A 24,094-nucleotide genomic window follows, 5' to 3' on the forward strand; every position below is an offset into this window, starting at 1 on the left:
AGGGGGGGATCCATTTGTAATTGAATGTATATTACCAAATGATAAAGTAAGTCACAATTGATGATCGTCAACTCAACCACAATAAATTCGCGATTTTAGAATCAGGCATCTGTTTGCGGGCGTTTGTTCACCAGCGGGGGAACATGGCGCAAGACGCGCTTGGTATTATCCTGTACGGGGGTGGGGTTCTTCTTTTTCGGTTCGAGCAAATCTGTCCCATCAAACGATTTATGAGAACCCTTTAAACGGCGTTTTTCCACCGCATCCAAGGTGCGTTGTACCAACGGGTCACGATCCGGGGAATGGACACAGGCGCGCAGATGCACCCGAACAATCACATCCACACGTTTATGTAACGTGCGCGCACGGCGATGGGCATCCAGCCATAGAATGTAGGCTGATAACGTCCAGGGATGGACGGGGAAAGCCTTCAATCTTCGCTGTACACACCAGTCTTTAAATTCCAGCCACTCCTTGCGGCGGTGCGGCGCATTCATGGGATGTTATCCTGCTTGTTGTGTCAGTCTGCGTCTTAAGCGGGTATATGGCATTTCTCACGCTGCCTTAACACAAGGCCGGCAAGTGTCCCAAAAATCCCCAGAAGAGTCATTATAAAAAACGCCCCGCCGGAAAACAGCTCGTAAAAATAACCGACAAACAGCAGCGATATACCGGCTCCAACCCCAAAAGCCGATGCACCGTATAAACTTTGCGCTGTTGCAGAAAAATCAACGCTAACCGTACGTGAGATAAAGTTCATCGCCCCCAAATGCATGGCGCCAAAGGTCAAGGCATGAAGGGTTTGAGCCAGACATAAAACAATCACATCAGGGTCATTTGCCAGAACGGACCAACGCACAACACAGGCGATTGCAGCAAAGATCAACAGGCTGGCGGCCCCAAAACGATTCCCGATTCGCCCGCCAAAAATAAAAAAGATCACTTCTGCCACCACCCCTTCGGCCCATAAAAAGCCGATAAACGCATCACTGTAATCTTGGGCACGCCAGTGTAGGGTTGCAAATCCGTAATAAAGGGCGTGGGAACCATGAATACAGGCCACCGTTGCCATGAATATCTGAAATGTTCTGTCTTTCAACAAGGTGCGCACCGGACGCCCCGCTCGCCCCAAGGGCATAGCGCGCACATCGGGTAAGCCAAGTGTGGCGATAAACGTCAAGGCAATCGCGCCCAGTATAGTCCAATAGATGATACCGACATCGCGCCCTTCCAAGACAAAACCGAAGCCGAAAGACATGACGATAAAGCTGATCGACCCCCACAGGCGCAGCCGTCCATACTGGATATTCCCCCCGCGTGTCGCAAGCAGGGTTACGTTATCGCCAAACGACATTAGCGGTGCCCAGCTGATGCCATATAAGAGCGAAATGATAAACAGAGCATAAAAATTATGGGCAACGAAAAACAGGGCAAAACAAAAAAACGAACTGGCAAGAAACAGCAACATCAAGCGTTTTCGCTCTCCCAGCTTATCGCCCAAACTGGCAAATAAGGGGGAGAAGACAACTTTGCCCAAAACCGGGATCGCCGTTAAAATGCCGATTTCCACCCCCATCATGCCACGAGCCTGTAACCAGACGGGCCAATAGGGCATCATGCAGCCGATCACAAAAAATATTGCGATATAAAAAGACGACAATCTGGGGGCCAGAAACGTCATCCCGGCTTGCCTCACTTACACACCTTTCCAGCGTTCAAACAAATTATGTTCGATATCAAACTGATCCAGTGCCTTACCGATACTTTGGTGGATAATATCCTGTACGGTCTTCGGTTTGTGATAAAAGGCCGGGACGGGTGGTAAAATGGTCGCGCCCAAATCCGCACACCGCGCCATCAATTCCAGATGCCCCTTATGCAAAGGGGTTTCGCGCACCATCATCACAAGGCGACGGCGTTCTTTTAAACAAACATCGGCGGCGCGGATCAACAGATTGGAATTATCCGATGTTGCAATGCCCGACAGGGTTTTAATCGCACAAGGCGCAATAATCATGCCCTTGGTTTTAAACGATCCGCTGGAAATAGCCGCGCCCATATTTTTGGCATCATAGACCACATCGGCCAGGGCTTTGACCTCGTCCAAGGTCACATCGGTTTCCAATTGTAGATTAATTTGCGCGCTATCGCTGACAACCAGATGTATCGGATGTCCGATATCTTTCAAGGCACGCAGCAATTCCACGCCATAAATCACACCGGATGCACCCGATATGCCAACCACCAAGGGCAATGTCATCTTCAACCTCTTCTAACAGACGGGATAAGGCTCTGAATATTTAATCATACTTTTGCCATAGTTATAGAGAAAATACCCAACTAGGGAAATGAGTTATTCTTGACTTTTTAAGGAAAACACCCTACAAATAAGAACATAACGGGAAAGTTGCTTATTTTGAGGGCTTTTTCGTGTTGATTTGGTGCCTGAAAGGCGGAAATCACAAAAACGTGACCATGAAATCGTATTGCTTAAATAAGGATATGACCATGACTGTGACCTACTTCACTCTCCTCTTGCAAAACTGACGTTACTGTACCTGTGCATGAATAAAGTGCACCGGAAACAACAAACATATTTTTTAAAACACGTGCTTTGTTTTTAGCGTGTCCGGCACACAACAAGGTTTATTTTTCGACCATCAAGTTGCGTGTCACTGTTGTAAGAATAGGGAGTTATCAAATGTCCGTATCGACTGTAAATCTGCCCGCATTGCCGAGCGATTCCGGTGACAGCTTAAATACTTATCTGCGTGAGGCCTGGAAGTTTCCCATCCTGAGCGCGGACGAAGAATACATGCTGGCCAAACGTTTCCATGAAAGTGGCGATGTTGACGCCGCACACAAGCTGGTGACCAGCCACTTGCGTCTGGTTGCAAAAATCGCAATGGGTTATAAAGGCTACGGCCTGCCGGTTGCTGATTTGATCAGTGAAGGTAACGTGGGTCTGATGAAAGCCGTTAAGAAATTCGAACCTGAAAAAGGGTTCCGCCTGTCCACATACGCCATGTGGTGGATCCGCGCCAGTGTGACAGAATACATCCTGCAAAGCTGGTCAATGGTGCGTCTTGGGACAATGTCCGCACAGAAAAAACTGTTCTTCTCGTTACGTCGAACCAAAAGAAAATTGTCGATCATCGACAATGGGGAACTGACGGATGAACAGGCGGCAGCAATCGCAGAACAAACAAATGCCACCGCAGACGAGGTCATGCACCTCAACCGCCGTCTGTCCACACGCGATATGTCGCTGAATGCTCCGCTGTCCATTGATGAAGGCGGGGAACATCAGGACCTGTTGGAAGATGACCGTCCGAACCCGGAAAAAATTGCATCCGACACACAAATGCACACCATGCGCAATGAACTCGTCGGGCAGGCGCTGGACGAATTGAACCAGCGTGACCGGGATATTTTTGAACGCCGCCACCTGTCCGAAGAACCGCCGACCCTTGAAGAACTGGGTGCGGAATACGGCATTTCACGCGAACGGGTTCGCCAATTGGAGGCACGTGCCTTTAAAAAGGTCAAAGAATTTATTCTGGGCAATAACCTTGCCCCGCAATTGACCTGATCACGGTACACGCACAAAACTCTCTCCTATTCGTTGTGGTAGATATCCAACTGCATTGCAGGATGTGATATCTACTGCAATATATGAATTTGCTCCCCCCAGATTAATGCTTTACACTCCCTGCAGATTACGTCCATTACACCGTTAGGATGTTTGGGGAAACTATGCACGACATCAAGCTGAGGAAACGGCTGTTCTTTCGCCAAACGCGAAACGCTATTCTGGTTGCGCTGGGTTTAGGTGTCATCCTTTCCATTGGGCAGATCATTTTTGATTTCCGTGCCGAACAGGAATATATTGATAAAACCGTCCGTCAGGTTCTCAATACATCACAAGAATCAGCGGCTCAGGCGGCTTACAGCCTGAACGAGGAACTGGCCACACGCGTCATCAATGGCTTGTTCGAATATCGCCCCATTCGCTTTGCGCAAATCAATGATGATTTTGGACGGCAACTGGCCTTTAAGGAACGCCCGGCGACCACTCATAATCTGGAATGGCTCAGCCCTTTAATGGATGCCGGGTCCAGTCTGTATACGGTTCCGTTATATATCAAAGAACAGCGTCAAACCGTTATTGGTGAAATGCATGTTAAGGTTGACAGGTTTCTGATTGCGCAAAATTTCATTCAGCGCGCCGGTTTTGTCGTCTTGCTTGGTATTTTACGCAACACCATTCTGGCGATTGTTTTCGGATTTTTGTTTTACTTTACGCTGGGCAGACCTGTCATGGCTGCGCTGAACGGTATATCGAATATTGACCCGCAAAACCCCGGACGAACAATACTTGTCATCCCCAAGGGTCATCAGGAAGATGAAATTGGTCTGCTCATCGCCAAACTCAATACCGTTCTGGAGGAATTTCAAGAGACGCTTCTGCAACGTTATTACGCCGAAGGCCAACTGAAGAAAAAACAGCAAATGATTGCCTTACTCAATCAACGTCTGGAAGAACGCGTCCGCCAGCGCACCAGCGAACTGGAAGCCGCCAACAAGGAAATGGAAGCCTTCACCTATTCCGTTTCCCATGACCTGCGCGCGCCGTTACGGACCATTTCCGGCTTTAGCGATATCTTGCAGGATGAATATGGCAATCAACTGGATGATCAGGCCCATCATTATCTGGAACGGGTGCGCCAAGGAACAGCGCGCATGGACCAATTGATCAACGATCTTCTCAAACTATCGCGCAGCACCCGTGGCGAACTGCACCGCAATGATGTCAATCTGTCCAAATTGGCACAAGAAATCTTTGAAGATTTGCTGCATGCCGCCCCACAGCGTAATGTGGAACTTCATATTGAACCCAATATCCACGCACAGGGGGATAAAAGATTTCTCCGTCTTGCGCTGGAAAACCTGATTGCGAACGCATGGAAATATACCTCGCACAAAGACCTGAGCCAAATTAGTTTTGGTAAATTAAAACAAGACGGAAATACTGTTTATTTTATCTCCGACAACGGGGCTGGCTTTGACATGGCCTATGCGGAAAAACTCTTTTCCCCGTTCCATCGCCTGCATACAAGCAAAGAGTTCGAAGGTACCGGTGTTGGCTTGGCCACCGTTCAGCGCATTATTCATCGTCATGGCGGGGATATCTGGGCACAAGCCACTGTGAACGAAGGGGCAACCTTCTTTTTTACTCTTCCGGCCAGTGAGGCGGATTTATTCAATGATGGCGATCAGGATTACACGATTTAGATTAATTTAGTGCAAATCCCTGTCCTTACTTTTGAAGCTTTCTAACCCATTTGAAGGATGCGGCCTAAGATTGAAAAATTTAAAATAGACCCAATTTAAAGGAGAAGATAACCCTTGGAGGTGTAACAATGACCACAATCCTGATCGTAGACGACGATCCCATGATATTGGAAAGCACCCAGCTTTATCTTGAAAGTCAGGGGTTTGATACCTTGTGCGCACATGATGGGGATGAAGCTTTTGAACAGATAAATGCAAATCGCGTACATGTTGCCCTTGTCGATATCTTTATGCCCAAACGAGATGGCTACCAATTTATTCTGACCTTGAAAGACAGCCTGCCGATCATTGCCATGAGCGGTGTTTCCTCCAGTCGTTTTGAACCACTGGAATTCGCGCAAATACTAGGGGCTTCGGCAACCTTGTCCAAACCATTCGAACCCAGAAAACTGCTGCAAACGATTGATCACCTTTTGAAAACGGCCCATTAATTCAAAATAATTATTGTTCGACTATCGAACAGTTAATATAGTAACTGATAAATCACATCTATATTAACAGGGACTGCCGTGAACATAAGCTTTCAGGATATTGAATTCCAGACCCAGCGCATGCGGGCCAAACATATCATTTTGCACGAAGACAACCGCAAACCGACACTTGTGTTTTTACACGAAGGTCTGGGCTGTCTTGAGATGTGGAAGGATTTTCCAGAAAAACTCTGTCAGGCAACCGGGCTAAACGGTTTTATCTATGAACGGATTGGTTTTGGCCAATCTTCCCCCCTTGGCCTTGTGCCCAGACCTATCGACTATCTGGAACGCGAAGGCCGCGACATTTTACCTGTCGTTCTCGAACAAGGCGGTATTGAAAATCCGCTGCTGGTCGGTCACAGTGACGGCGGGTCCATTGCGTTGATTTATGCGGCCTTTCATCCCGATAAACTCTGTGGGGTCATTACAGAGGCCGCACATGTCTTTGTCGAAGATATTACGATTGACGGTATTGTCGAGGCCGGAAAAATATATTTCAAAACTGACGACCTCAAAACCAAACTGGCACGTTATCACGGCGACAATACGGATAAAGCTTTTCGGGGCTGGCATGATACATGGCTCACGCCCGAATTTCGCCATTGGAATATGGAAAACCTGCTGGCAAATATCACCTGTCCCTTGTTGGTCATTCAGGGGATTGATGATGAATATGGCAGCCAGTTACAAGTTCAATCTATCGTTGAAAAATCAACCGGACCCGCGACCCCTTTTCTGGTTCCGAACTGTGCACATATTCCACACTTTCAGGCACCTGCTCCTGTTATGCAGGCGATGAAGGATTTCATTAAGAAAATCGTCTAATGACTTGCATTTCAATATTAATTTAGGCACAGTGTTCCAGCTTCACATGCAGGAAATGCTATAGGATGTTCAGATCACAACTTACGATACGCGCCATCGTTGGACATACGATCCTGCCTGTCACCATTGCCCTGCTTCTCACGTTCTTTCCGCTAAGCCAAGAGGTTATGGTTGAAGGGTCGCAAGCTTTTTTTGATTTTTCCCCGTCTCATTCACTCGGGTATCCTATTTTTCTGGCGTTGTTCGGCCAGATAACGCCCGAACATATGGATATTGCATATCTGCAAATCTGGGCCTATGCCTTTGCTGTCTTTATATTGGCGCTTGGCATCTGCCGTGTCAGCACCAATCATTTCTTTGCTTTACTATGCGCACTTTGCCTTTTGCTGAATCCGTTTGTTCTAAACACACATTTTGTTATCCAGCCGGACTCGCTTTTTATCAGCACAAGCCTGATGATTTTAGCCTTTTTGCTGCATGCTATTGCCTCACACGGATTTCTTTCGTTATTTGGCTTTGGTCTCAGCATTGGCATGGCCATCGCCCTGTGCCCGTTTGGTATTGCCTACCTTCCCTTGCTGATTATCGCGCCTGTACTTTTTTTGCGCAAAAATCATTGTTCTTTTGCCAAGGCGTTTCTTGTACCCGCTCTTTCCTGTATTGCCCTGATATCACTTGAAGCCAGTGCCTATCACAACCTGCACAACGATCAGGAATATAGGCCAGCAGCCCAGGTCGTTTTCGCCAATGCCGCCCTGATGAACAGCAATCAGCAATCGCCCTATGCTTCAAAAGATCCACGTACGGCCTTGTGGGAAAAAATAGAACAAGATCTTCAAAGCATTCGTAATGAGATTTGGCAGGAAGACGATTTTAAAACACGCAGCCACCTGTTGCTTTCTCAGCAGCATTATATCAGTGACAATTTTGCCATTAATGCGCTGACCCAAGCCGGTTTTATGCTTGATAAATCTGTTGATGATATTCGCATGGATATCGCATCGTCGCGCATTGTTCAGGACCCACTGGCGTTCTTAGAAATTACACTGACCCATTATCGCCGCATCTGGACATCAGACAATATGCTGTCTTATCCTTTTTGGGTCATCAGCTTACTGACCAGCCTTATCGGTCTGTGGTCATGGATCAGGGGAAAACCATTCAACGGTGCCTTTGCCTTGGCCTTTATCAGTGCCTTTGCCGTTCAGTGCCAAACTATCCTGAGCGCCCATATGGGGATTGGCCCCTCTCACCCCATGATGTTTTTCAGCCCGTTGCTCAGTCTTAATGTAATCGCTCTTATACTTGGTTTTTATATGGCCTTTATCAACCCGCCGCGCACAAACGGCTAAGGACCTCGGCTGCATTTTGTGCATTTCTTACAATCACCTGCACACCGCAGGCCATCATCAGATTATCCACCAGATCAAAATCTTCAACCGTCAGGCCATACGGGTCCACTTCGTTCCTGCCTTGCCTCTCAAGACCGTTATAAAAGTCACACGTACGCGCCAGATACGTTGATTGTGCATTATATCCCACAACAGGCAGGCCTTTTGCCACGGCATATCCCATTTCAAAAGCGGTTCCCCCATCCATGCCCGGCCCCCGAAAGGCCTGCATATCCGCCATGACACCGGCGCAACTGTCAATCAATTCAATGTTGGCCTCATAAATGGCGCGGGCTGCCTGATGTTTGTTTAAGTTTGAAATATCCAGCCCGGCATCCATCGGAAAAACACCTTCCAAACCATATTGCGCACAAATCGCTTTTAATTCTTGGCTATGGGCAATCGGGTCAGGATAGAAAACACCGGGGCCTGCCAAATAAATACGAATGGTCATGTCTCGTTCTTTCAAAACTCAGTCTGTCTAAAACAGTGTGACGGTCCGTCATTCACGCGTCAAACATTCATAAAAAAAGCTTTCATTCCTCTATTAATTTGATTATTGTCGAAATATGGAAATTAATGATGCAACCGAGATGCTCGGCGCGTTATCTTACGAGGCGCGCTTGAGAATTTTCCGCTATCTGGTTCGGCAAGGGCCGGACGGGGCAAGTGCTGGCGATATCGCCAGTGCGTGTGAAATCACCGCCTCGACCCTGTCCCATCACCTGAACCAGATGCGCAATGCCGGGCTGATTGAACGCACGCGCCAGTCACGCTCCCTTATCTATGTTGCAGATTTTAAGACCATGAACGCCCTGATCGACTTTCTGTCGGATGAATGTTGTAACGGGCAGCCCGAACTCTGTCGATCAACGAAGGAAGTAAGAACATGACCCTACGTGTGGCAATCAATGGTTTTGGGCGCATGGGCCGTTTGGTTCTGCGCGCCGGATGGAACAATCCCGATCTGGAATTCGTCCATATCAACGAACCAAAAGGCGGTGTGGAATGTGCGGCCCACCTGCTGCAATTTGACACCGTTCACGGCACATGGGGTGACAATATCTCCCATACGACAAACAGCCTTACCATTGATGGCAAATCCCTGTCTTTTTCTGAAACCACCGCACCGGAAAAAATGGACTGGGCGGCGATGGGGGTCGATCTTTTACTGGAATGTTCCGGCAAGTACCGCACCGATGAATTGCTGCAACCTTTTCTTGATCAAGGGATCAAGAAAGTTCTGGTCGCTTGCCCGGTGAAAACGGACGGGGCTCTCAATATCGTTTACGGGGTTAATCACCATCTCTATGACCCGGCAAAACACCATATTGTCACGGCAGCCTCCTGCACCACAAACTGTATTGCCCCGGCAATTAAAGTTATCCATGAAAATATCGGTATTGAACGCGGGTCCATTACCACCATTCACGATGTCACCAACACGCAGATTATGGTCGATGCCCCGCATAAAGATTTACGCCGGGCACGATCAGGGCTGAACTCCCTGATCCCGACAACCACCGGGTCTGCAACCGCGATCACGGTTATTTACCCGGACCTGAAAGGAAAACTGGATGGTCATGCGGTCCGTGTTCCCCTGTTGAATGCCTCGTTGACCGATTGTGTGTTTGAATTAAAACGCCCCGTCAGCGCAGACGAGGTCAACGCCTTGTTCGCCGAGGCGGCAGAAGGGGAGTTAAAAGGCATTCTTGGTTATGAAAGCCGCCCGCTGGTGTCCTGTGATTTCACCAATGATCCCCGATCCACCATTGTGGATGGCCCTTCAACATTGGTTGTCGATGGCACCCATTTGAAAGTCTATCTTTGGTACGATAATGAATGGGGATACGTCGAACGCATGGTCGACATCGCACAGATGATGGCACAACAGGCATGACGGATATAAAAAACTATGCCTGCGTTACCGCCAGTTATTGGGGGTTTACCCTCAGTGACGGGGCGTTGCGCATGCTGGTCCTGTTACACTTTCACCATCTTGGCTATACCCCGCTAGACCTTGCCTTCTTATTCTTGCTGTACGAGGCAATGGGCATTCTCACCAATTTTATCGGGGGATGGATCGGGGCGCGCTTTGGCCTGCGCCTGACCTTGTTTTCTGGCCTAAGCGTGCAAATTATCGCCCTGATCATGCTGTCTTTGTTACAAGCAGACTGGGCAATGTCTTTGTCTGTTGCCTATGTGATGGCCGCGCAAGCCCTGAGCGGGATTGCCAAGGATTTGACCAAAATGTCATCCAAAAGCGCGGTCAAACTGGTGGTGAGTGACGAAGGCTTGTTGTTTAAATGGGTATCCCTGCTGACCGGATCAAAGAATGCCTTAAAAGGAATTGGCTTTTTTCTCGGCGGTCTTTTGCTGGAAACGCTCGGGTTTCAACTGGCCCTGTGGGCGATGGCCGGTGTGCTGAGTCTTATCCTTCTTATCGCCCTTAACCTCATTCATGGGGAACTGGGAAAAGCCAAATCAAAAATCACCGGCAAAGACCTTTTTTCCAAATCCCGTGAAATTAATATTCTGTCCTTTGCCCGTGTCTTCTTGTTTGCATCGCGTGATGTTTGGTTTGTGGTTGCCATTCCGGTCTTTTTTGCCGAAAAACTCGGGTGGACTTTTCATCAGATCGGTTTTTTCATGGCGGCCTGGATTGTCGGCTACGGCATTATTCAAGCTTTCGTTCCCCGCCTAAGCAAACAAACCACAGATGCCCAAAGCGGGGCGCAAGCTGCAATGCTATGGGGATTTATCCTGCTGATCTTGCCTGTTTCCATGACGTTGGGGTGTCTTTTCCTGCCCGATTATATTGTCTGGATCCTCATCAGCGGTCTTTTGATTTTCGCCCTTGCCTTTGCGGTGAATTCTTCTTTGCATTCCTATCTGATTGTTTCCTTCAGCGATGCAGACAAGGTTTCCCTGAGTGTTGGTTTTTATTATATGGCAAACGCGATTGGTCGCCTGATGGGCACCTTACTGTCCGGTCTGGTTTATCAATGGGCGGGACTGGAAGCCTGCCTCGGTGTTTCCGCCATAATGGTTTTTATTGCAGCCAGCAGCATGATCTTGCTGAACAAAAAACCATCACTTCAATCCACAGGAACATAACCGCGTTTGCGCATACAATCACCCACCAGTTTCGTCATTTTTTTTCCGACCTCAAACTGGCGCATACGTTCATCATAGGCACTTAGCCCACGGTCAGCGTGATAGTCCGTATCCAGACCGAGATAACGTTCTGCCGCACGTTGGCAGCGACGTTGATCACTGCCCCATTGTTCAGATGGAATGGTTTTATGCTGCCAATGGCGTGTGGGCGTTGTCATACAGCCCGCCAACATCCCAACAGCAAGTAAGACAAACAGAAACCGCATCGCTTACACCAACTTGACTGTGAAATCCGGCAAGCCTTCGATTTTGCAGGTCATAACATCCCCTGCCTTGACCGCTCCGACACCCGCCGGTGTCCCGGTAAAGATAATATCACCGGGCAATAGGGCATCATAGCTTTCCAAATGCGCCATAATTTCCTGCACATCATAAATCATTTGGCCCAAGTCCCCTTGCTGGCGGACTTCGCCATTCACAGACAAACTGATGGCACCCCGGCTCAGATCCCCACATTGATCTGCCAATGTCAGTTGCGAGACCGCTGCCGCCCCTGTGAAATTTTTCGAGGTATCCCACGGCATACCGGTTTCTTTCGCCACCGCCTGCACATCACGTTTGGTAAAATCAATTCCGATGCCATAGGCATAGACCTCGGCCTTTTCACCCAAAGCCACCACAAGTTCGACTTCATAATGCAGGTCATTTGTCGCGCGTGGATATTCAATCGTTACCTCATCCGCGCCTGCCGCAACCGCGTGGGCGGATTTGGAAAAGAACTTGGGTTTTACTTTTTGCGGGTCCCCGCCCATCTCCCGGATATGTTCGCCATAATTTTTTGCAACACAATGTACGCGACGAATGGGGAATTCATCTTCGGTTCCGGTAATTTTTAACGCAGGCGGGGTCCAAAGCGGCAGAACGTAACTCATTATAAACTCCAAAGCTGGACAGACGGGTAAACGGGTTATATGTTTGTATCCATAACATTTAATCTAAAACCATCCGAGAGGTTTTTTGGTGTCTGATCTTGGTACGAAAAATCAAAAAACAAATATTGGCCCTTTAAATGAGTTGATGACCTATCACCTGCGCCGCGCACAGGTTTCTTCTTTCAACAACTTTTCAGGGGCTATGGGCGAGATTCAGGTCACACCCGGTCAATTTGGCGTTCTCACTTTGATCGCCAGTAACAAAGGCATGTCCCAATCTGCTGTTGCCCGGTCATTAGGGGTGGAACGTTCCACAATGGTTGCGGTCATTGACGGGCTGGAAAATCGCGGCCTTGTCATTCGCAAGCCTTCCCCGACAGATCGTCGTTCCAACGCCCTGGTCCTCAGCGATGAAGGTCAACAGGTTTACGAACGCGGGTTAGAACTGGCAAAAGAAAGCGACAAAATCACCACCAGTGGCCTCAGCGAAGAAGAAAGCGTTCAGTTGATTACATTGCTACGCAAGCTCAATAGCGCAGCCGGGGTTTAAATTCGCGTCTTGAAAAATATGCTTTATTCTGGCAGTTCATTGACCAGGCCATAAGCATAAAGGCTGGCGGGAACCGACTGAATACGCACATGGCGGTGATAACCCGTGCGCACCATATTGTGCGTCAGCAACAAGGTGTCTTCCTCGCCATTACAGTTCAAGCGCACAAATTCCGTGACCGTTTGCGGTCCCTCGCCAAAACCGGATAGTTTTTGCTTCCAGTCCATCTCGATCACCAAATTGGGTTCCGGTGCGCGTTGTTTTTGCATCGCCAGATCCTGAAAACCAACCAGATCAATCTTGCCCCCGCGCCAGCTGGCGTAAGTCAGCGCAGAAATACGTTTGCTGGCCCCCAACCATTGCGTATAGACCGCCGTTTCCACCAAACGTCCATAAACGTCATCATTGGGTAAAACAGGGCCAAAAAGGGCGGCATACCAACTGGGTGAGGTAATATAAACCTTAAAAGACACCGCACGCTGAAACCGTTTGGCATTTTTATCCACCCGATGCAAACGCCGGATTAGCCAAGCGGATTCCAAAAAATCGAGATATTTGCGCAAGGTATTTTTGGCAATTTTGGTTTCACGCGCCAGTTCCTCAATACTCACTTCAAGCGCCGTATTATAGGCCAGCAACGTAAAAAGATGAGACAGGCCCTTTAAATCGTTAATTCCAAAAAAGGAGGCCGTATCTTTATGCAGCAAACGTTCAATCATGCCGTCACGTACAAAAAGCGGTGAAGGCGCACCTTGCATTTTTCCAAGAATACTCTCAGGAAAGCCACCATAGTTAATGTAATAGTTTAACTCACGATTGAGCGCAGACAGGTTTGACTGGTTAAAAGCCAACCTGTGCTGTGCAGGGTCACCGCCAAACAATTCCTGTTCACGTCCGCGAAAGCGTAAAAATTCCGCAAAACTGACCGGCGGTAAAACAGCCACATCATAACCGGGATCTTTGGTTTCAATCTCTTCTGCCAACGGAACACCCGCCGACAACGCCGCCACGATCCGAACCTGTGGAAAATCTTTTGCGACTTTTTTCAGATCGGTTTCCCAATCCGCAACATATTGCATATCATCCAAAAAAGCATAAAGCATCTTGCCCTCTGCCGTTTCAGCGTTGCGTTCCATAAACAGTTCAATAATTTTATAAAAGCCAACATCCCAATAAGTCGGGGTGCTCAATGAAGCCAATAAGACATGTCGGGGCGATGCACCACCTTCGATCAAACGCGCGACCATCTGGCGAACCATAACGGTTTTCCCAACACGGCGCGGACCGGATAAAACAACCGCACGCCCAATGTCGCCTTGTTCAACCTTTTGGGCAAATTGTTCAAAAAACAGGCGCTTGGACGGTTGTTTAAACTTTGGGGGCGCCTGATCATCCAATGCCCACCACGGGTTATCAAACAATAAGCGGTTTTTGACCGTCTCAACCCCGTACGTTTCCATATTGCAGATGCCCCAACCTGTTTTCTAAACCTTTATTATGCCAAGAGAATACGCAAGCTTTGACCTAAGCGCAAGGCAATGATCTTAGAAAGTCTGTTTCGGCATCCGATTATAGCTCTTCATAAACCGTTGGTAGTTTTTTCTATAAATCAAATACTTGCGCAGCTTGAAAAAACTGAAAATCGCCATCACAGAAACCGTAAATACAATAAGGAATCCACCGAAAGCGATAGCCATGAACCACTGTTCCCAATCAGGGTATAAAACATTTAAGAGGGGCAGAAGGGCCAGATATAGCAAGAATGCCCCAACTGTTATCCCCGCATAAACAAGTGATTTCACATGATACGCTATTTTTCTACCGATAAACTCCCCTTCTTGTTTTGCAAAAATCAAACGTAAATTGTCGTCCCGTACATCAGCGTTCATCCATAAACCTTTTCAACAGTCATCTGAATGAGGATATGGACGAATGAGGCGCTTTTTTATATTTCTTTGACGCCTTAATCGTTAATCAAAAAAACATCGGCCCGCACCTGATGCGGGATCCATTTCAAATCAATGGGTTATATACTTCTCATTTCATACAAATGGGTCCCCGTTTTCACGGGGATGACGGTGTTTCGCCGCGCGCCGGGTCGCCTTTTGCGAGAATGTCCGATTGCATCAAGAAACAATTGGTGCTTATCCCCAAAACAATCGTACAGTGAGCCCGGTTTCAACCCCGTTGCATTCTGCGCTTGGCTTCTTTTTGCGAAATGGTTTAAAACAACAAGAAGAAGCCAATCATATGAGTGTAAGCCCATGTCTTTACCCAAAAATCCCGTTGTGATCATCCCTGCGCGTATGGCATCTGAACGCCTGCCCGGCAAACCGTTGGCCGATATTCATGGCGACCCCATGATTGTTCATGTTTGGCGCCGTGCGATGGAGGCCAAAATCGGTCCCGTTTTTGTCGCCTGTGCGGAAAAAGAAATTGCCGATGCTGTTATTGCAGCCGGGGGACATGCGGTTTTAACCCGCCCGGACCATCCCAGCGGGTCTGACCGGGTGTACGAAGCGGTTCAAGCCATCGACCCCGAGGCAAAATATGATGCCATCGTTAATGTCCAAGGCGACTTGCCGACACTGGACCCTGAAATTGTCCGTAAAGTTTTCGCCCCATTGGGTAAAGAGGTTGTCGATATTTCCACACTTGCCGTGGAAATCAGTGAAGAATCGGAAAAGACCAATCCCAATGTTGTCAAAGCCGTGGTCGGGTTTGAAGACGGCGCAAACGTAGGGCACGGGCTTTATTTCACCCGCGCCACCGCGCCTTACGGCAACGGCCCGCTTTACCATCATATCGGGCTTTACGCCTTTCGCCGGAATGCTTTGCAGCGTTTTGTCCATCTCGCCCCCGGTGTGCTGGAACAACGCGAAAAACTGGAACAGCTGCGTGCGCTTGAAAATGGCATGCGCATTGATGTCGCCCTCGTTGACACCGTCCCCTTGGGCGTTGATACTCCCGAGGATTTAGAACGCGCACGCGATGCGCTTAAATAAGAAATAGGTAGAGAAAAACAAATGTCTGATTTGTCCCGCCCGGTTGATCCGGCCAAAATTATCGCCTTTCAGGGCGAACATGGTGCTTATTCGGATTTGGCATGCCGCATGTCACGCCCCGAAATGACAACAATGCCGTGTCGGACATTTGAAGATGCCTTTAGTGCGGTACGTGACGGTAAAGCCGGGCTCGCCATGATCCCGATTGAAAATTCGGTTGCCGGACGGGTTGCCGATATCCATCATCTACTGCCGGAATCGGGCTTGCATATCATCGGGGAACATTATCAACGCATTAACCATCACCTGCTGGCTGTTCCCGGTACAAAACTGGAAGACGTCACCGAAGTTTACAGTCATGTGCATGCGCTGAACCAATGCCGTGATTTCTTAAAAGAACATAAAATCACGCCCATCGTCGCCGTTGATACTGCCGGGTCCGCCAAAGAAATTGCAAAATCCGGCGACACCACCCGCGCGGTTATTGCCTCTGAACTGGCCGGTGAAATTTACGGGCTGACCTCGTTGGCGGCTGATATTGAAGATGCTGAACATAACACCACCCGTTTTGTCGTGATGTCCAAAGATGCAATTGTCCCGCATCCAAAGGCCGGTATGTCTGTGACTTCTTTTGTCTTTCGGGTTCGCAACGTCCCTGCTGCCCTGTTCAAAGCCTTGGGCGGATTTGCCACCAACGGCGTCAATATTACCAAGCTGGAAAGCTATATTGTGGACGGCAGTTTTGTTGCCGCTCAATTCTACGCCGATTGCGAAGGCCACCCTGATAACCGCAATCTGCGCCTTGCCCTGGAAGAACTCGAATTCTTCACCCAAACGGTCAAAATTCTCGGTGTTTATCCGCCGCACCCTTACCGTTTACAGCAAAAAATAACCGATGAATAAAGAAAAACCCGGATCAAACCGGGTTCAGGCCGATAATTTTTTCTGTTTCAAAGACAGCAAAAGGTCTTCCAGCGCAAGAGGTTTGCTGTAATAGAAGCCCTGTATAAGGTCGCATTGGCGTTCTTTTAGATATTCGGCCTGTCCGGCATTTTCCACACCTTCGGCCACGACTTTCAGGTTCATGCTTTTTGCCATTGAAAGAATGGCTTGGGTCAAGGCGGCATCTTCGTTGTCGCTGAGGATATCGCAGATAAAAGAGCGATCGATTTTTAAGGTGGTGATCGGGAAACGTTTGAGATAACTGAGAGACGAATATCCTGTTCCGAAATCGTCAATGGAGAGAAGAACGCCGAGATCACGCAGTTTGCGTAAAGTTTTTAAAATCTCGTTTTCGTCTTCGACCAACAGGCTTTCGGTGATTTCCAGTGTCAGTTTACTGGCGGGAAGGCCGCTTTCTTTCAGAACATCTTTCACCAGCCCATAGATATCGCTGCGCATAAACTGGCGCGAAGACAGATTGACACTGACCCCGACATTTAAACCTTCTTCCTGTTGCCAATGGGCGGCATCTGCGCAGGCTTGACGTAAAATCCATTCCCCCATCGGGACGATCAGGCCGGTATCTTCGGCGGCGGGAATAAATTTTTCTGGCGAGATCAACCCTTTTTCCGGGTCATTCCAACGCACCAAGGCTTCGGTTGACACAACGGTCTGGGTGTGGGGATCGACAATCGGCTGGTAATGTAACAGGAAGTGTTTTTTCTCCAGTGCCTTGTGCAGGGCGACTTCCAGTGTGTGACGTTCCTGTGCGCGACTGTTCATTTCCGGTGTGAAGAATGAATAGGTATTGCGCCCCATCTCTTTGGCCTTGAACATGGCGGCATCGGCGTTTTTCAGCAGGTTTTCACCGCTTTGAGCATCGTCGGGAAAGAAGGTCGCGCCAACAGAGGCAGAAGTATAAGCGGTATTGCCATCCAGAACATAGGGCAGACTGATACATTCCAGCAGGCGGGTCAACAGGTGTTGCAGATCCGGGTCATAGTTGGCTTCGTTAATGATAATCACGAATTCATCCCCGCTCAGACGCGCGATGGTGTCGCTTTCACGGAAAAGAGAACGCAGGCGTTGTGCAACCTGATGCAACAATTCATCCCCCAGCAGGTGTCCAAGCGTATCGTTGATATGTTTGAAATTGTCCAGATCAAGGAAAAGCAGGGCGAGGCGGTCCTTACTGCGCCGGGCCATATTGATGGCGTGGTTCAGGCGTTCCTTGAACAGATTGCGGTTGGGTAAATCGGTCAGGGAGTCGTAATTGGCCTGATAATGAATGCGTTCTTCCGATTTTTTCCGGCTGGTGATGTCGGTAAAGAGCGAAACACGTTGCAAAACCTCGCCATCGTCATCATAGATTGTCGAAATGGACAGCCATTCTGGATAAATCTCGCCGCTTTTGCGCCGGTTCCAGATTTCGCCCTGCCATGTTCCGGTATTTTGCAGGTCGAGATACATTTTCTTGTAATAGGCCGCATTATGGTGACCGGAGCTAAGGAGGGTCGGGGAATGACCGAGGACTTCGCGTTCCGGGTAGCCGGTGATCTTGCTGAAGGCCGGGTTTACCATTTGAATGATATCGTCTTTGTCGGTGACCATCATGGCTTCGCTGGCGGTTTGGAAAACGGTTGCCGCCAGTTGCAATTGATCCTGTGCACGTTTTTGTTCGGTTAAATCAACACGCACAACAGCATAACCGCCTTGGTGCATATGGGTATTGGCGCTTAGCATCCAGTTGCCGTCGCAGGTCAGGTCCAATGTACTGCCGTCTTTCTGTAACTCGCTTTGCAACAGGAAACCGACTTCTTTTTGAGTGTCTTCAAATTCCTGCCAGCTCATTCCCTTATAAAGTCGATTTTCCAAGGGGTCGTGCAACCGGGCAAAGGTTGAATTCCAGAAAACAAGCTTCTGGTCGGGGCCAAAAAAGGCAAAGCCTTCGGACATGCTGTCGACGGCATCTTCAAATAACTGAGCGGCTTCTTGTGCGCGGTGGCGTTCTTTTGTCCAGCGGACAATCATATAGGCCAGCGCAATGAAAATGATAACAGCCACAGCAAACAGAATATAACGATATCCATTGGACAGATTTTGCCGCTGGGTTTGAACGGCGTACAAATGAGAGACAAATTCATTGATTGCCTCCTGACTTTCGTTAGCGAGCACGTTATTGAGTATAGCGGAAATATCCTGCGTCAGCTCAAAGCTGCGTTGCAGGTGATGGGCGACAATTTGAAAGGCATGTTCGCGGTCAAGCGTTTCTGTAAGTTGGTTCAATATGTCTTGTGTCGCCTGAAGGCGCTGGCGGGTGGGAAAGAGCTGAAAAGCCTGCAATTCCGTCATGGCATGCAGGGACTTGAGCGCAATTTCGCCGGATTGCTTATCCACATTCATGCCAAGATATTTGAGCAGGAAATTGCTTGAATTGCGAGCAAGGGCAACTTTGTCTTTCAGACGTTCAAGCTGATCAATGCGTTGATCAATCACCGCTTCCAGCTTGGTGAACCGTTGTGTTAATTGTGATGGTAAGCGTTGGACAGATTGTTGCAAGGATTGACGTACATCGGATAACTGGCGGACCGTTTGCACGATATGATCGAAATGCACAAGCCGAAAACTGGCGGCTTTCAAGGCATGTTCGTTCAGTTGGGTATCCAGTTGCTTGACCTGCAAGGCCTGTTGCATGGTTTGCGATAAATGCGCAATTTCATCGGCATCGGATTTGAAGAACTGGAAAATTGTAGCGATAACAATTCCGAGAATGATAAACAATAAACCAATGGCATTGGAGCGTTTCATTGTGTTTCCTCGTAAAGGAAACATGCGCTGAACGAGCCCGGCAAAATCGCTCCTTCTTCGTGCGCAAAAGAAACGCCTACTGGCAATGCATTTTTTACGGGCATTACCGTACGGGACAATAGAACAAGCAGGCATGCGCTTTTTAAAAGCGGTACGCGTTTCATTGGCGACTCGTCGTTATTATATCAAATGTTCATCCTTTGTGATGAAAACCACGACTAAAGAAGTAGTATTCAAACCCAAAAGACAACCATTACTTATTTTTCGCGCAATTTAAGAAAAAAAACAGCACAAATCAACCGGCACGTAAGGACGGTGATGATTAAGATTAAATAAATGACCCTTTTGGGGATGCGGATTTATTTTTGGTCTTCGCGGGCAACGGCGCGCCAGCCGATATCACGCCGGCAAAAGCCCTTTTCCCAATCAATCGCATCAACGGCTTTATAGGTTGTTGCCTGTGCCTCGCGTACGGTTTGACCGCGTCCCGTTACCCCCAGAACACGCCCGCCGGTTGCTAGTATTTTACCGTCATCGGCTTTGGTTCCGGCATGAAAGACAAAGGCATTTTCGATTGTATTAGCCTGATTTATATTTTTGATCTCGGTGCCTTTTTCATAAGAACCCGGATAGCCTTGCGCCGCCATCACAACGACCATTGCGGTTTCGTCATGCCAGTCCAGTTGAATGTCATCCAATTTCCCTTGGGCGGCGGCATCCAAAGCTTCCAACACATCGGATTTCCAACGCATCATAAGGACCTGACATTCCGGGTCACCGAAACGGATATTATATTCCAGAACCGTCGGTACGCCGTCTTTGACCATCAAGCCACAGAACAGGACACCTTTATAAGGGCAGCCTTCTTTGGCCATTGTTTTAATCAGCGGCGTAATGGCGGTTTCCATGATTTTATCGCAAATTTCAGGTGTTGCAATCGGGGTCGGGGAATAAGCCCCCATGCCGCCTGTATTGGGGCCCTTATCCCCGTCATAAGCGGCCTTGTGATCTTGGGCAGCGGCCAAAGGTAGGGCGCGTTCGCCATCGATTAGGGCAAAGAAACTGCATTCTTCGCCTTCCAGAAAATCTTCGACGACAATTTCGTTACCAGCATCGCCAAAGATTTTATCGCCCATCATGTCATCAACGGCTTTTTCAGCCTCGCCAACCGTTTGGCAAATAATCACACCTTTCCCGGCTGCCAGTCCGTCGGTTTTTACAACGATGGGGGCACCGTTTTCACGGATGAAGGATTTTGCCGCTTCTGCCTCTGTGAAACGACCATATGCGGCGGTGGGGACACCGGCTTTGGCGCACATGTCTTTCATGAATCCCTTGGAGCCTTCCAGCACGGAAGCAGCAGCACTGGGGCCAAAAGCGCGAATGCCGGCTTCTTCCAGTTTATCAACAAGGCCGAGAACCAAGGGGGCTTCGGGACCGACAACCACAAGGTCAATTGCATTATCCTTGGCAAACGTGACCAGCGCGTCAATATCTTCCCCGCCAATGGCGACACATTCGGCAACCTCTGCAATACCCGCATTGCCCGGTGCACAAAAGAGTTTGGACAGTTTGGAGGACTTGGCAATGGCCCAACACAAAGCATGTTCACGACCACCGGAACCAACGACGAGTACTTTCATAGCGACTTCCCACCTTCAATATGGATTTGCTGTTCACAAGTTGATCGTCTTGTACCATATTACCCCCCATGACTGACAACCCTTTTGCAGATGCTTTTGACACACCCGCTGAACATAATCAGCCGGTTTTCAGTGTCTCTGAACTTTCCGGCGCCTTAAAGCGGACGGTGGAAGATGCCTTTTCGCTGGTGCGTGTACGCGGTGAAATCAGTGGATTTAAACGCGCGGCCTCCGGTCATCTTTATCTGGCGCTCAAGGATGAAAATGCGGTGATGGATGCGGTGTGCTGGAAAGGTGTGGCGGCCAAGCTGGATTTGCGCCCGCAAGACGGGATGGAAGTGGTTTGTAAAGGGCGCCTGACCACGTATCCGGGGCGTTCCAAATACCAGATGGTGATCGAATCGATGGAATTGGCAGGCGAAGGCGCGTTGCTGAAACTGTTGGAAGATTTAAAACGCAAACTGGCAGCCGAAGGATTATTCGCCCCGGAACGCAAAAAGAAATTGCCGTTTTTGCCCAAAACCATCGGGATTGTGACCTCGCCGACCGGGGCGGTGATTCGCGATATCATGCATCGATTAAATGATCGTTTCCCCCGTCATGTTTTGTTATGGCCCTGTCTGGTGCAAGGCAAGGGGGCAGCCGATCAGATTGCCAAGGCCATTCGTGGATTCAACGCGTTGGATGGATCAAACGGTATCCCCCGACCAGACCTGTTAATCGTTGCGCGTGGCGGTGGATCATTAGAAGACCTTTGGTCCTTTAATGAAGAAATTGTTGTGCGTGCAGCGGCCGAAAGCGACATTCCGTTAATCTCGGCTGTGGGGCATGAAACCGATACGACCTTGATTGATTATGCCTCTGATCAACGTGCACCGACGCCAACAGCCGCAGCTGAGATTGCCGTACCGGTCCGCCGGGAATTATTGGCACAAGTAATGGACGATGCCGCCCGTCTGGAAAGCGCGATTACCCGAAATCTGGAAGATCGCCGCCTGCGTGTGGTCAGTGCAGGACGGGCCATCCCCAACCCACAGCGTCTTGTGGATGATATGACGCAACGACTGGATGACCGGGTGGAACGCCTTGCCAATTCGATGGAGAATTACTTGCAGCGGCATGGCATGCGGGTGGATCAATTGGCCTCTAAAATCCCGCAACCGCATCAGCAATTGCAAAATGCACAAGATCGTTTGAGTGCGCGCACACAGGCGTTGATGTCGGGATATCAATCTTTTTTACAGAAAAAACACAGCCAATATGATCGCACAAGTGCCTTGGTACGCCGCAAAGCCGTGGATGACGGGATTGATCGTGCGCAGCAGAAACTGGTCAGCTTGTCGGCGTTATTGGAGAGCTATTCCTACAAAAGCGTTCTGGACCGTGGCTTTGCCCTTGTTACCGATACGGCGGGTAATGCCGTGACCTCTGCCAAAGGATTGGAAAACGGACAAGGTCTTGCCATTCAATTTGGCGGCAATGAACATGTTGATGTGGTGGTGGCCCAAGACGGTGAAACCCCGTCCCCATCCGCCCCGCCGGTTGCGACCAAACCTAAACCCAAGCCAAAAGCCCAACTGCCCAAAAGCCCACCGAAACAAGGAAGCCTGTTTTAATGCCTTTGATGTCTCGTATCCGATTGTGTGTCCTTCTGTTGAGTCTCAGTTTTTTGCTGGCGGTGAGTGCGCAAGCGGCGACCTATTCCCTGAACGGGGCATTTAAACAAGGGGGATTGGTTTTTGGAACCGTGACACCGGGTAGTCTTGTCAGTCTGGATGCTACAGATATTGCGGTTTCCAAGGAGGGTTTGTTTCTGTTGGGATTTGGCCGGGATCATGGGGTAAAAAGCCATTTGATGATTACCTATCCCGATGGTCAGCAAGTCAGCGAAACGCTTAAAATTGCCAAACAGAATTTTAAAATACAACGTATTGACGGTTTGCCGAAAAAGAAAGTGACCCCTAACCCCGAAGCCGTCAAACGCATTCGTGCCGATAATGCAGCAGTTGGGCGGACGCGTCAGGTTTTCACAGCGCAAACATGGTTTGCCTCCGGTTTTATGCAGCCGGTTGAGGGGCGTATCTCCGGTGTGTTTGGGTCTCAGCGGATTTTAAACGGGAAGCCGCGTAGCCCGCACAAGGGATTGGATATTGCGGCCCCCAAAGGGACCCTGATTAAGGCCGATGGTGATGGTGTGATCTCATTGGTGCATCCTGACATGTATCTGATGGGCAAATGTGTGATGATTGATCATGGGCACGGTCTGCAATCCATTTATATTCATATGGATGACATTCTGGTGAAAGAAGGCCAGTTCGTAAAAAAAGGTGACCCGGTTGGCAAAGTCGGGATGACCGGGCGGGCAACCGGGCCTCATTTGCATTGGGGGGTCAGTCTCAAAGGGATCGCATTGGATCCGCAACTTCTGGTCAAATAATCGTTCATAACCTGCAATTTAAATGCTATAAAATCTATATTAGAATTTAGTGGCGTATCAGCCATTCTATCTGGAGACCTTATTTTCAATGACGAAAATTTTGCTGGTAGATGATGATGAACAAATCCGTTTTGCGATGTCTGAAATCTTGGGCAGCCACGGATATCATGTTCGGGTTGCGGAAAATGGCATTCAGGCGGGTCAAATTCTCAATGATGAAAACGTCGATGTGGTTTTATTGGATATTTTTATGCCTGAATGTGATGGGTTTGAGACAATCGGCAATATCCGTCAAAACCATCCCGACCTCAAAATTATTGCCATGAGCGGTTATGGCGATAGCGAGTTTGAACCCTTGCGTTATGCCAAAACGCTGGGGGCTGATGATGCGCTGGCAAAACCCTTCAGCGCGGAACAAATGGTGGAAATGCTGGTCCGTTTTGGCTGTTCGGGAAAGCCTTAAAATTCAAGAATGGAACTGTAAAGCGCCAGTATAAGCAACGCGGATTCGGGATAAGGGATTTATTAAGTTATTGATTCACAAGTATAAGGTGATGGGAGTAGGCTATTTATAGCTACAAAAACGGCCTACAATGGAGGTATCCATGGTTCCCAT

Annotated in this window: 24 protein-coding genes; 14 read left to right on the plus strand and 10 right to left on the minus strand. The window is 48.8% G+C overall.

The window, feature by feature from the left end:
- Positions 1-101: 101 nt before the first annotated feature.
- The 3 genes from IEW74_RS11745 to IEW74_RS11755 are packed head-to-tail and all read right to left on the minus strand — an operon-like array spanning position 102 to position 2,260.
- Positions 102-497, minus strand: a complete 396-nt coding sequence (locus tag IEW74_RS11745) for a hypothetical protein (protein WP_188665233.1) — start codon at positions 495-497, stop codon at positions 102-104.
- Positions 498-532: 35 nt separating this feature from the next.
- Entirely contained in the window at positions 533-1,681 is a 1,149-nt protein-coding gene (locus tag IEW74_RS11750) for an MFS transporter (RefSeq protein WP_188665236.1), read from the minus strand.
- A gap of 15 nt (positions 1,682-1,696) precedes the next feature.
- Entirely contained in the window at positions 1,697-2,260 is a 564-nt protein-coding gene (locus tag IEW74_RS11755) for a UbiX family flavin prenyltransferase (protein ID WP_188665239.1), read from the minus strand.
- Positions 2,261-2,701: 441 nt separating this feature from the next.
- Here IEW74_RS11755 and rpoH point away from each other — a divergent pair, with 441 nt between their 5' ends.
- The 5 genes from rpoH (at position 2,702) to IEW74_RS11780 (ending at position 8,005) form a co-directional block, all read left to right on the plus strand.
- Positions 2,702-3,592, plus strand: coding sequence for an RNA polymerase sigma factor RpoH (gene rpoH, locus IEW74_RS11760; protein ID WP_188665242.1), 891 nt, complete (start codon positions 2,702-2,704; stop codon positions 3,590-3,592).
- 164 nt (positions 3,593-3,756) lie between these two features.
- The gene (locus tag IEW74_RS11765; RefSeq protein WP_188665245.1) at positions 3,757-5,295 is read left to right on the plus strand and encodes a sensor histidine kinase; all 1,539 of its coding nucleotides are present in this window, start codon (positions 3,757-3,759) and stop codon (positions 5,293-5,295) included.
- 128 nt (positions 5,296-5,423) lie between these two features.
- Positions 5,424-5,786: a response regulator gene (locus IEW74_RS11770; RefSeq protein WP_188665248.1), complete on the plus strand. Its 363-nt coding sequence runs from the start codon at positions 5,424-5,426 to the stop codon at positions 5,784-5,786.
- A gap of 78 nt (positions 5,787-5,864) precedes the next feature.
- Positions 5,865-6,653, plus strand: a complete 789-nt coding sequence (locus IEW74_RS11775; RefSeq protein ID WP_188665251.1) for an alpha/beta fold hydrolase — start codon at positions 5,865-5,867, stop codon at positions 6,651-6,653.
- 65 nt (positions 6,654-6,718) lie between these two features.
- Positions 6,719-8,005: a hypothetical protein gene (locus IEW74_RS11780; RefSeq protein ID WP_188665254.1), complete on the plus strand. Its 1,287-nt coding sequence runs from the start codon at positions 6,719-6,721 to the stop codon at positions 8,003-8,005.
- Here IEW74_RS11780 and IEW74_RS11785 read toward each other — a convergent pair.
- Positions 7,980-8,498: a nucleoside 2-deoxyribosyltransferase gene (locus IEW74_RS11785; RefSeq protein ID WP_188665257.1), complete on the minus strand. Its 519-nt coding sequence runs from the start codon at positions 8,496-8,498 to the stop codon at positions 7,980-7,982. The genes IEW74_RS11780 and IEW74_RS11785 overlap by 26 nt on opposite strands.
- 115 nt (positions 8,499-8,613) lie before the next feature.
- Here IEW74_RS11785 and IEW74_RS11790 point away from each other — a divergent pair, with 115 nt between their 5' ends.
- The 3 genes from IEW74_RS11790 to arsJ are packed head-to-tail and all read left to right on the plus strand — an operon-like array spanning position 8,614 to position 11,161.
- Positions 8,614-8,937: an ArsR/SmtB family transcription factor gene (locus IEW74_RS11790; RefSeq protein WP_188665260.1), complete on the plus strand. Its 324-nt coding sequence runs from the start codon at positions 8,614-8,616 to the stop codon at positions 8,935-8,937.
- Positions 8,934-9,944 carry an ArsJ-associated glyceraldehyde-3-phosphate dehydrogenase gene (locus IEW74_RS11795; RefSeq protein ID WP_188665262.1) on the plus strand — a complete coding sequence of 337 codons (1,011 nt, stop codon included), beginning with the start codon at positions 8,934-8,936 and terminating at the stop codon, positions 9,942-9,944. The genes IEW74_RS11790 and IEW74_RS11795 overlap by 4 nt, the downstream gene beginning before the upstream one ends.
- Positions 9,887-11,161, plus strand: coding sequence for an organoarsenical effux MFS transporter ArsJ (gene arsJ, locus IEW74_RS11800; RefSeq protein ID WP_229734335.1), 1,275 nt, complete (start codon positions 9,887-9,889; stop codon positions 11,159-11,161). The genes IEW74_RS11795 and arsJ overlap by 58 nt, the downstream gene beginning before the upstream one ends.
- On the opposite strand, the gene IEW74_RS11805 is transcribed toward arsJ, so the two are convergent.
- Both IEW74_RS11805 and IEW74_RS11810 read right to left on the minus strand, forming a co-directional pair.
- Positions 11,143-11,427, minus strand: a complete 285-nt coding sequence (locus IEW74_RS11805) for a hypothetical protein (RefSeq protein WP_188665265.1) — start codon at positions 11,425-11,427, stop codon at positions 11,143-11,145. The two genes, arsJ and IEW74_RS11805, sit on opposite strands and share 19 nt — an antisense overlap.
- A gap of 3 nt (positions 11,428-11,430) precedes the next feature.
- On the minus strand, positions 11,431-12,093 hold the full coding sequence (locus IEW74_RS11810; protein ID WP_188665268.1) for a fumarylacetoacetate hydrolase family protein: 663 nt from the start codon (positions 12,091-12,093) through the stop codon (positions 11,431-11,433).
- Between the two features lie 88 nt (positions 12,094-12,181).
- Here IEW74_RS11810 and IEW74_RS11815 point away from each other — a divergent pair, with 88 nt between their 5' ends.
- The gene (locus IEW74_RS11815; RefSeq protein ID WP_188665271.1) at positions 12,182-12,643 is read left to right on the plus strand and encodes a MarR family winged helix-turn-helix transcriptional regulator; all 462 of its coding nucleotides are present in this window, start codon (positions 12,182-12,184) and stop codon (positions 12,641-12,643) included.
- 23 nt (positions 12,644-12,666) lie between these two features.
- Here IEW74_RS11815 and IEW74_RS11820 read toward each other — a convergent pair whose 3' ends face one another.
- On the minus strand, positions 12,667-14,103 hold the full coding sequence (locus IEW74_RS11820; protein WP_188665274.1) for an ATP-binding protein: 1,437 nt from the start codon (positions 14,101-14,103) through the stop codon (positions 12,667-12,669).
- Positions 14,104-14,187: 84 nt separating this feature from the next.
- Positions 14,188-14,532, minus strand: a complete 345-nt coding sequence (locus IEW74_RS11825) for a hypothetical protein (protein WP_188665277.1) — start codon at positions 14,530-14,532, stop codon at positions 14,188-14,190.
- Between the two features lie 375 nt (positions 14,533-14,907).
- On the opposite strand from IEW74_RS11825, the gene IEW74_RS11830 reads away from it, so the two are divergent.
- Positions 14,908-15,648: a 3-deoxy-manno-octulosonate cytidylyltransferase gene (locus tag IEW74_RS11830; RefSeq protein ID WP_188665280.1), complete on the plus strand. Its 741-nt coding sequence runs from the start codon at positions 14,908-14,910 to the stop codon at positions 15,646-15,648.
- 21 nt (positions 15,649-15,669) lie between these two features.
- The gene (locus IEW74_RS11835; protein WP_188665283.1) at positions 15,670-16,551 is read left to right on the plus strand and encodes a prephenate dehydratase; all 882 of its coding nucleotides are present in this window, start codon (positions 15,670-15,672) and stop codon (positions 16,549-16,551) included.
- Between the two features lie 24 nt (positions 16,552-16,575).
- On the opposite strand, the gene IEW74_RS11840 is transcribed toward IEW74_RS11835, so the two are convergent.
- On the minus strand, positions 16,576-19,398 hold the full coding sequence (locus tag IEW74_RS11840) for an EAL domain-containing protein (RefSeq protein WP_188665286.1): 2,823 nt from the start codon (positions 19,396-19,398) through the stop codon (positions 16,576-16,578).
- Positions 19,399-19,757: 359 nt separating this feature from the next.
- Positions 19,758-21,041, minus strand: coding sequence for a phosphoribosylamine--glycine ligase (purD, locus tag IEW74_RS11845; RefSeq protein ID WP_188665289.1), 1,284 nt, complete (start codon positions 21,039-21,041; stop codon positions 19,758-19,760).
- Between the two features lie 68 nt (positions 21,042-21,109).
- On the opposite strand from purD, the gene xseA reads away from it, so the two are divergent.
- The 3 genes from xseA to IEW74_RS11860 all read left to right on the plus strand — a co-directional run bounded on the left by xseA (position 21,110) and on the right by IEW74_RS11860 (position 23,941).
- The gene (xseA, locus tag IEW74_RS11850) at positions 21,110-22,657 is read left to right on the plus strand and encodes an exodeoxyribonuclease VII large subunit (protein ID WP_188665291.1); all 1,548 of its coding nucleotides are present in this window, start codon (positions 21,110-21,112) and stop codon (positions 22,655-22,657) included.
- Positions 22,657-23,478, plus strand: a complete 822-nt coding sequence (locus tag IEW74_RS11855) for a M23 family metallopeptidase (RefSeq protein WP_188665294.1) — start codon at positions 22,657-22,659, stop codon at positions 23,476-23,478. Before xseA ends, IEW74_RS11855 begins: the two co-directional genes overlap by 1 nt.
- An 88-nt stretch (positions 23,479-23,566) precedes the next feature.
- Complete coding sequence (locus tag IEW74_RS11860) at positions 23,567-23,941, plus strand: response regulator (RefSeq protein WP_188665297.1); 375 nt, start codon at positions 23,567-23,569, stop codon at positions 23,939-23,941.
- Positions 23,942-24,094: the final 153 nt, after the last annotated feature.

Origin of the sequence: Terasakiella brassicae, from assembly GCF_014641495.1 — a bacterium.
GTDB classification, from domain to species: Bacteria; Pseudomonadota; Alphaproteobacteria; order Rhodospirillales; family Terasakiellaceae; genus Terasakiella; species Terasakiella brassicae.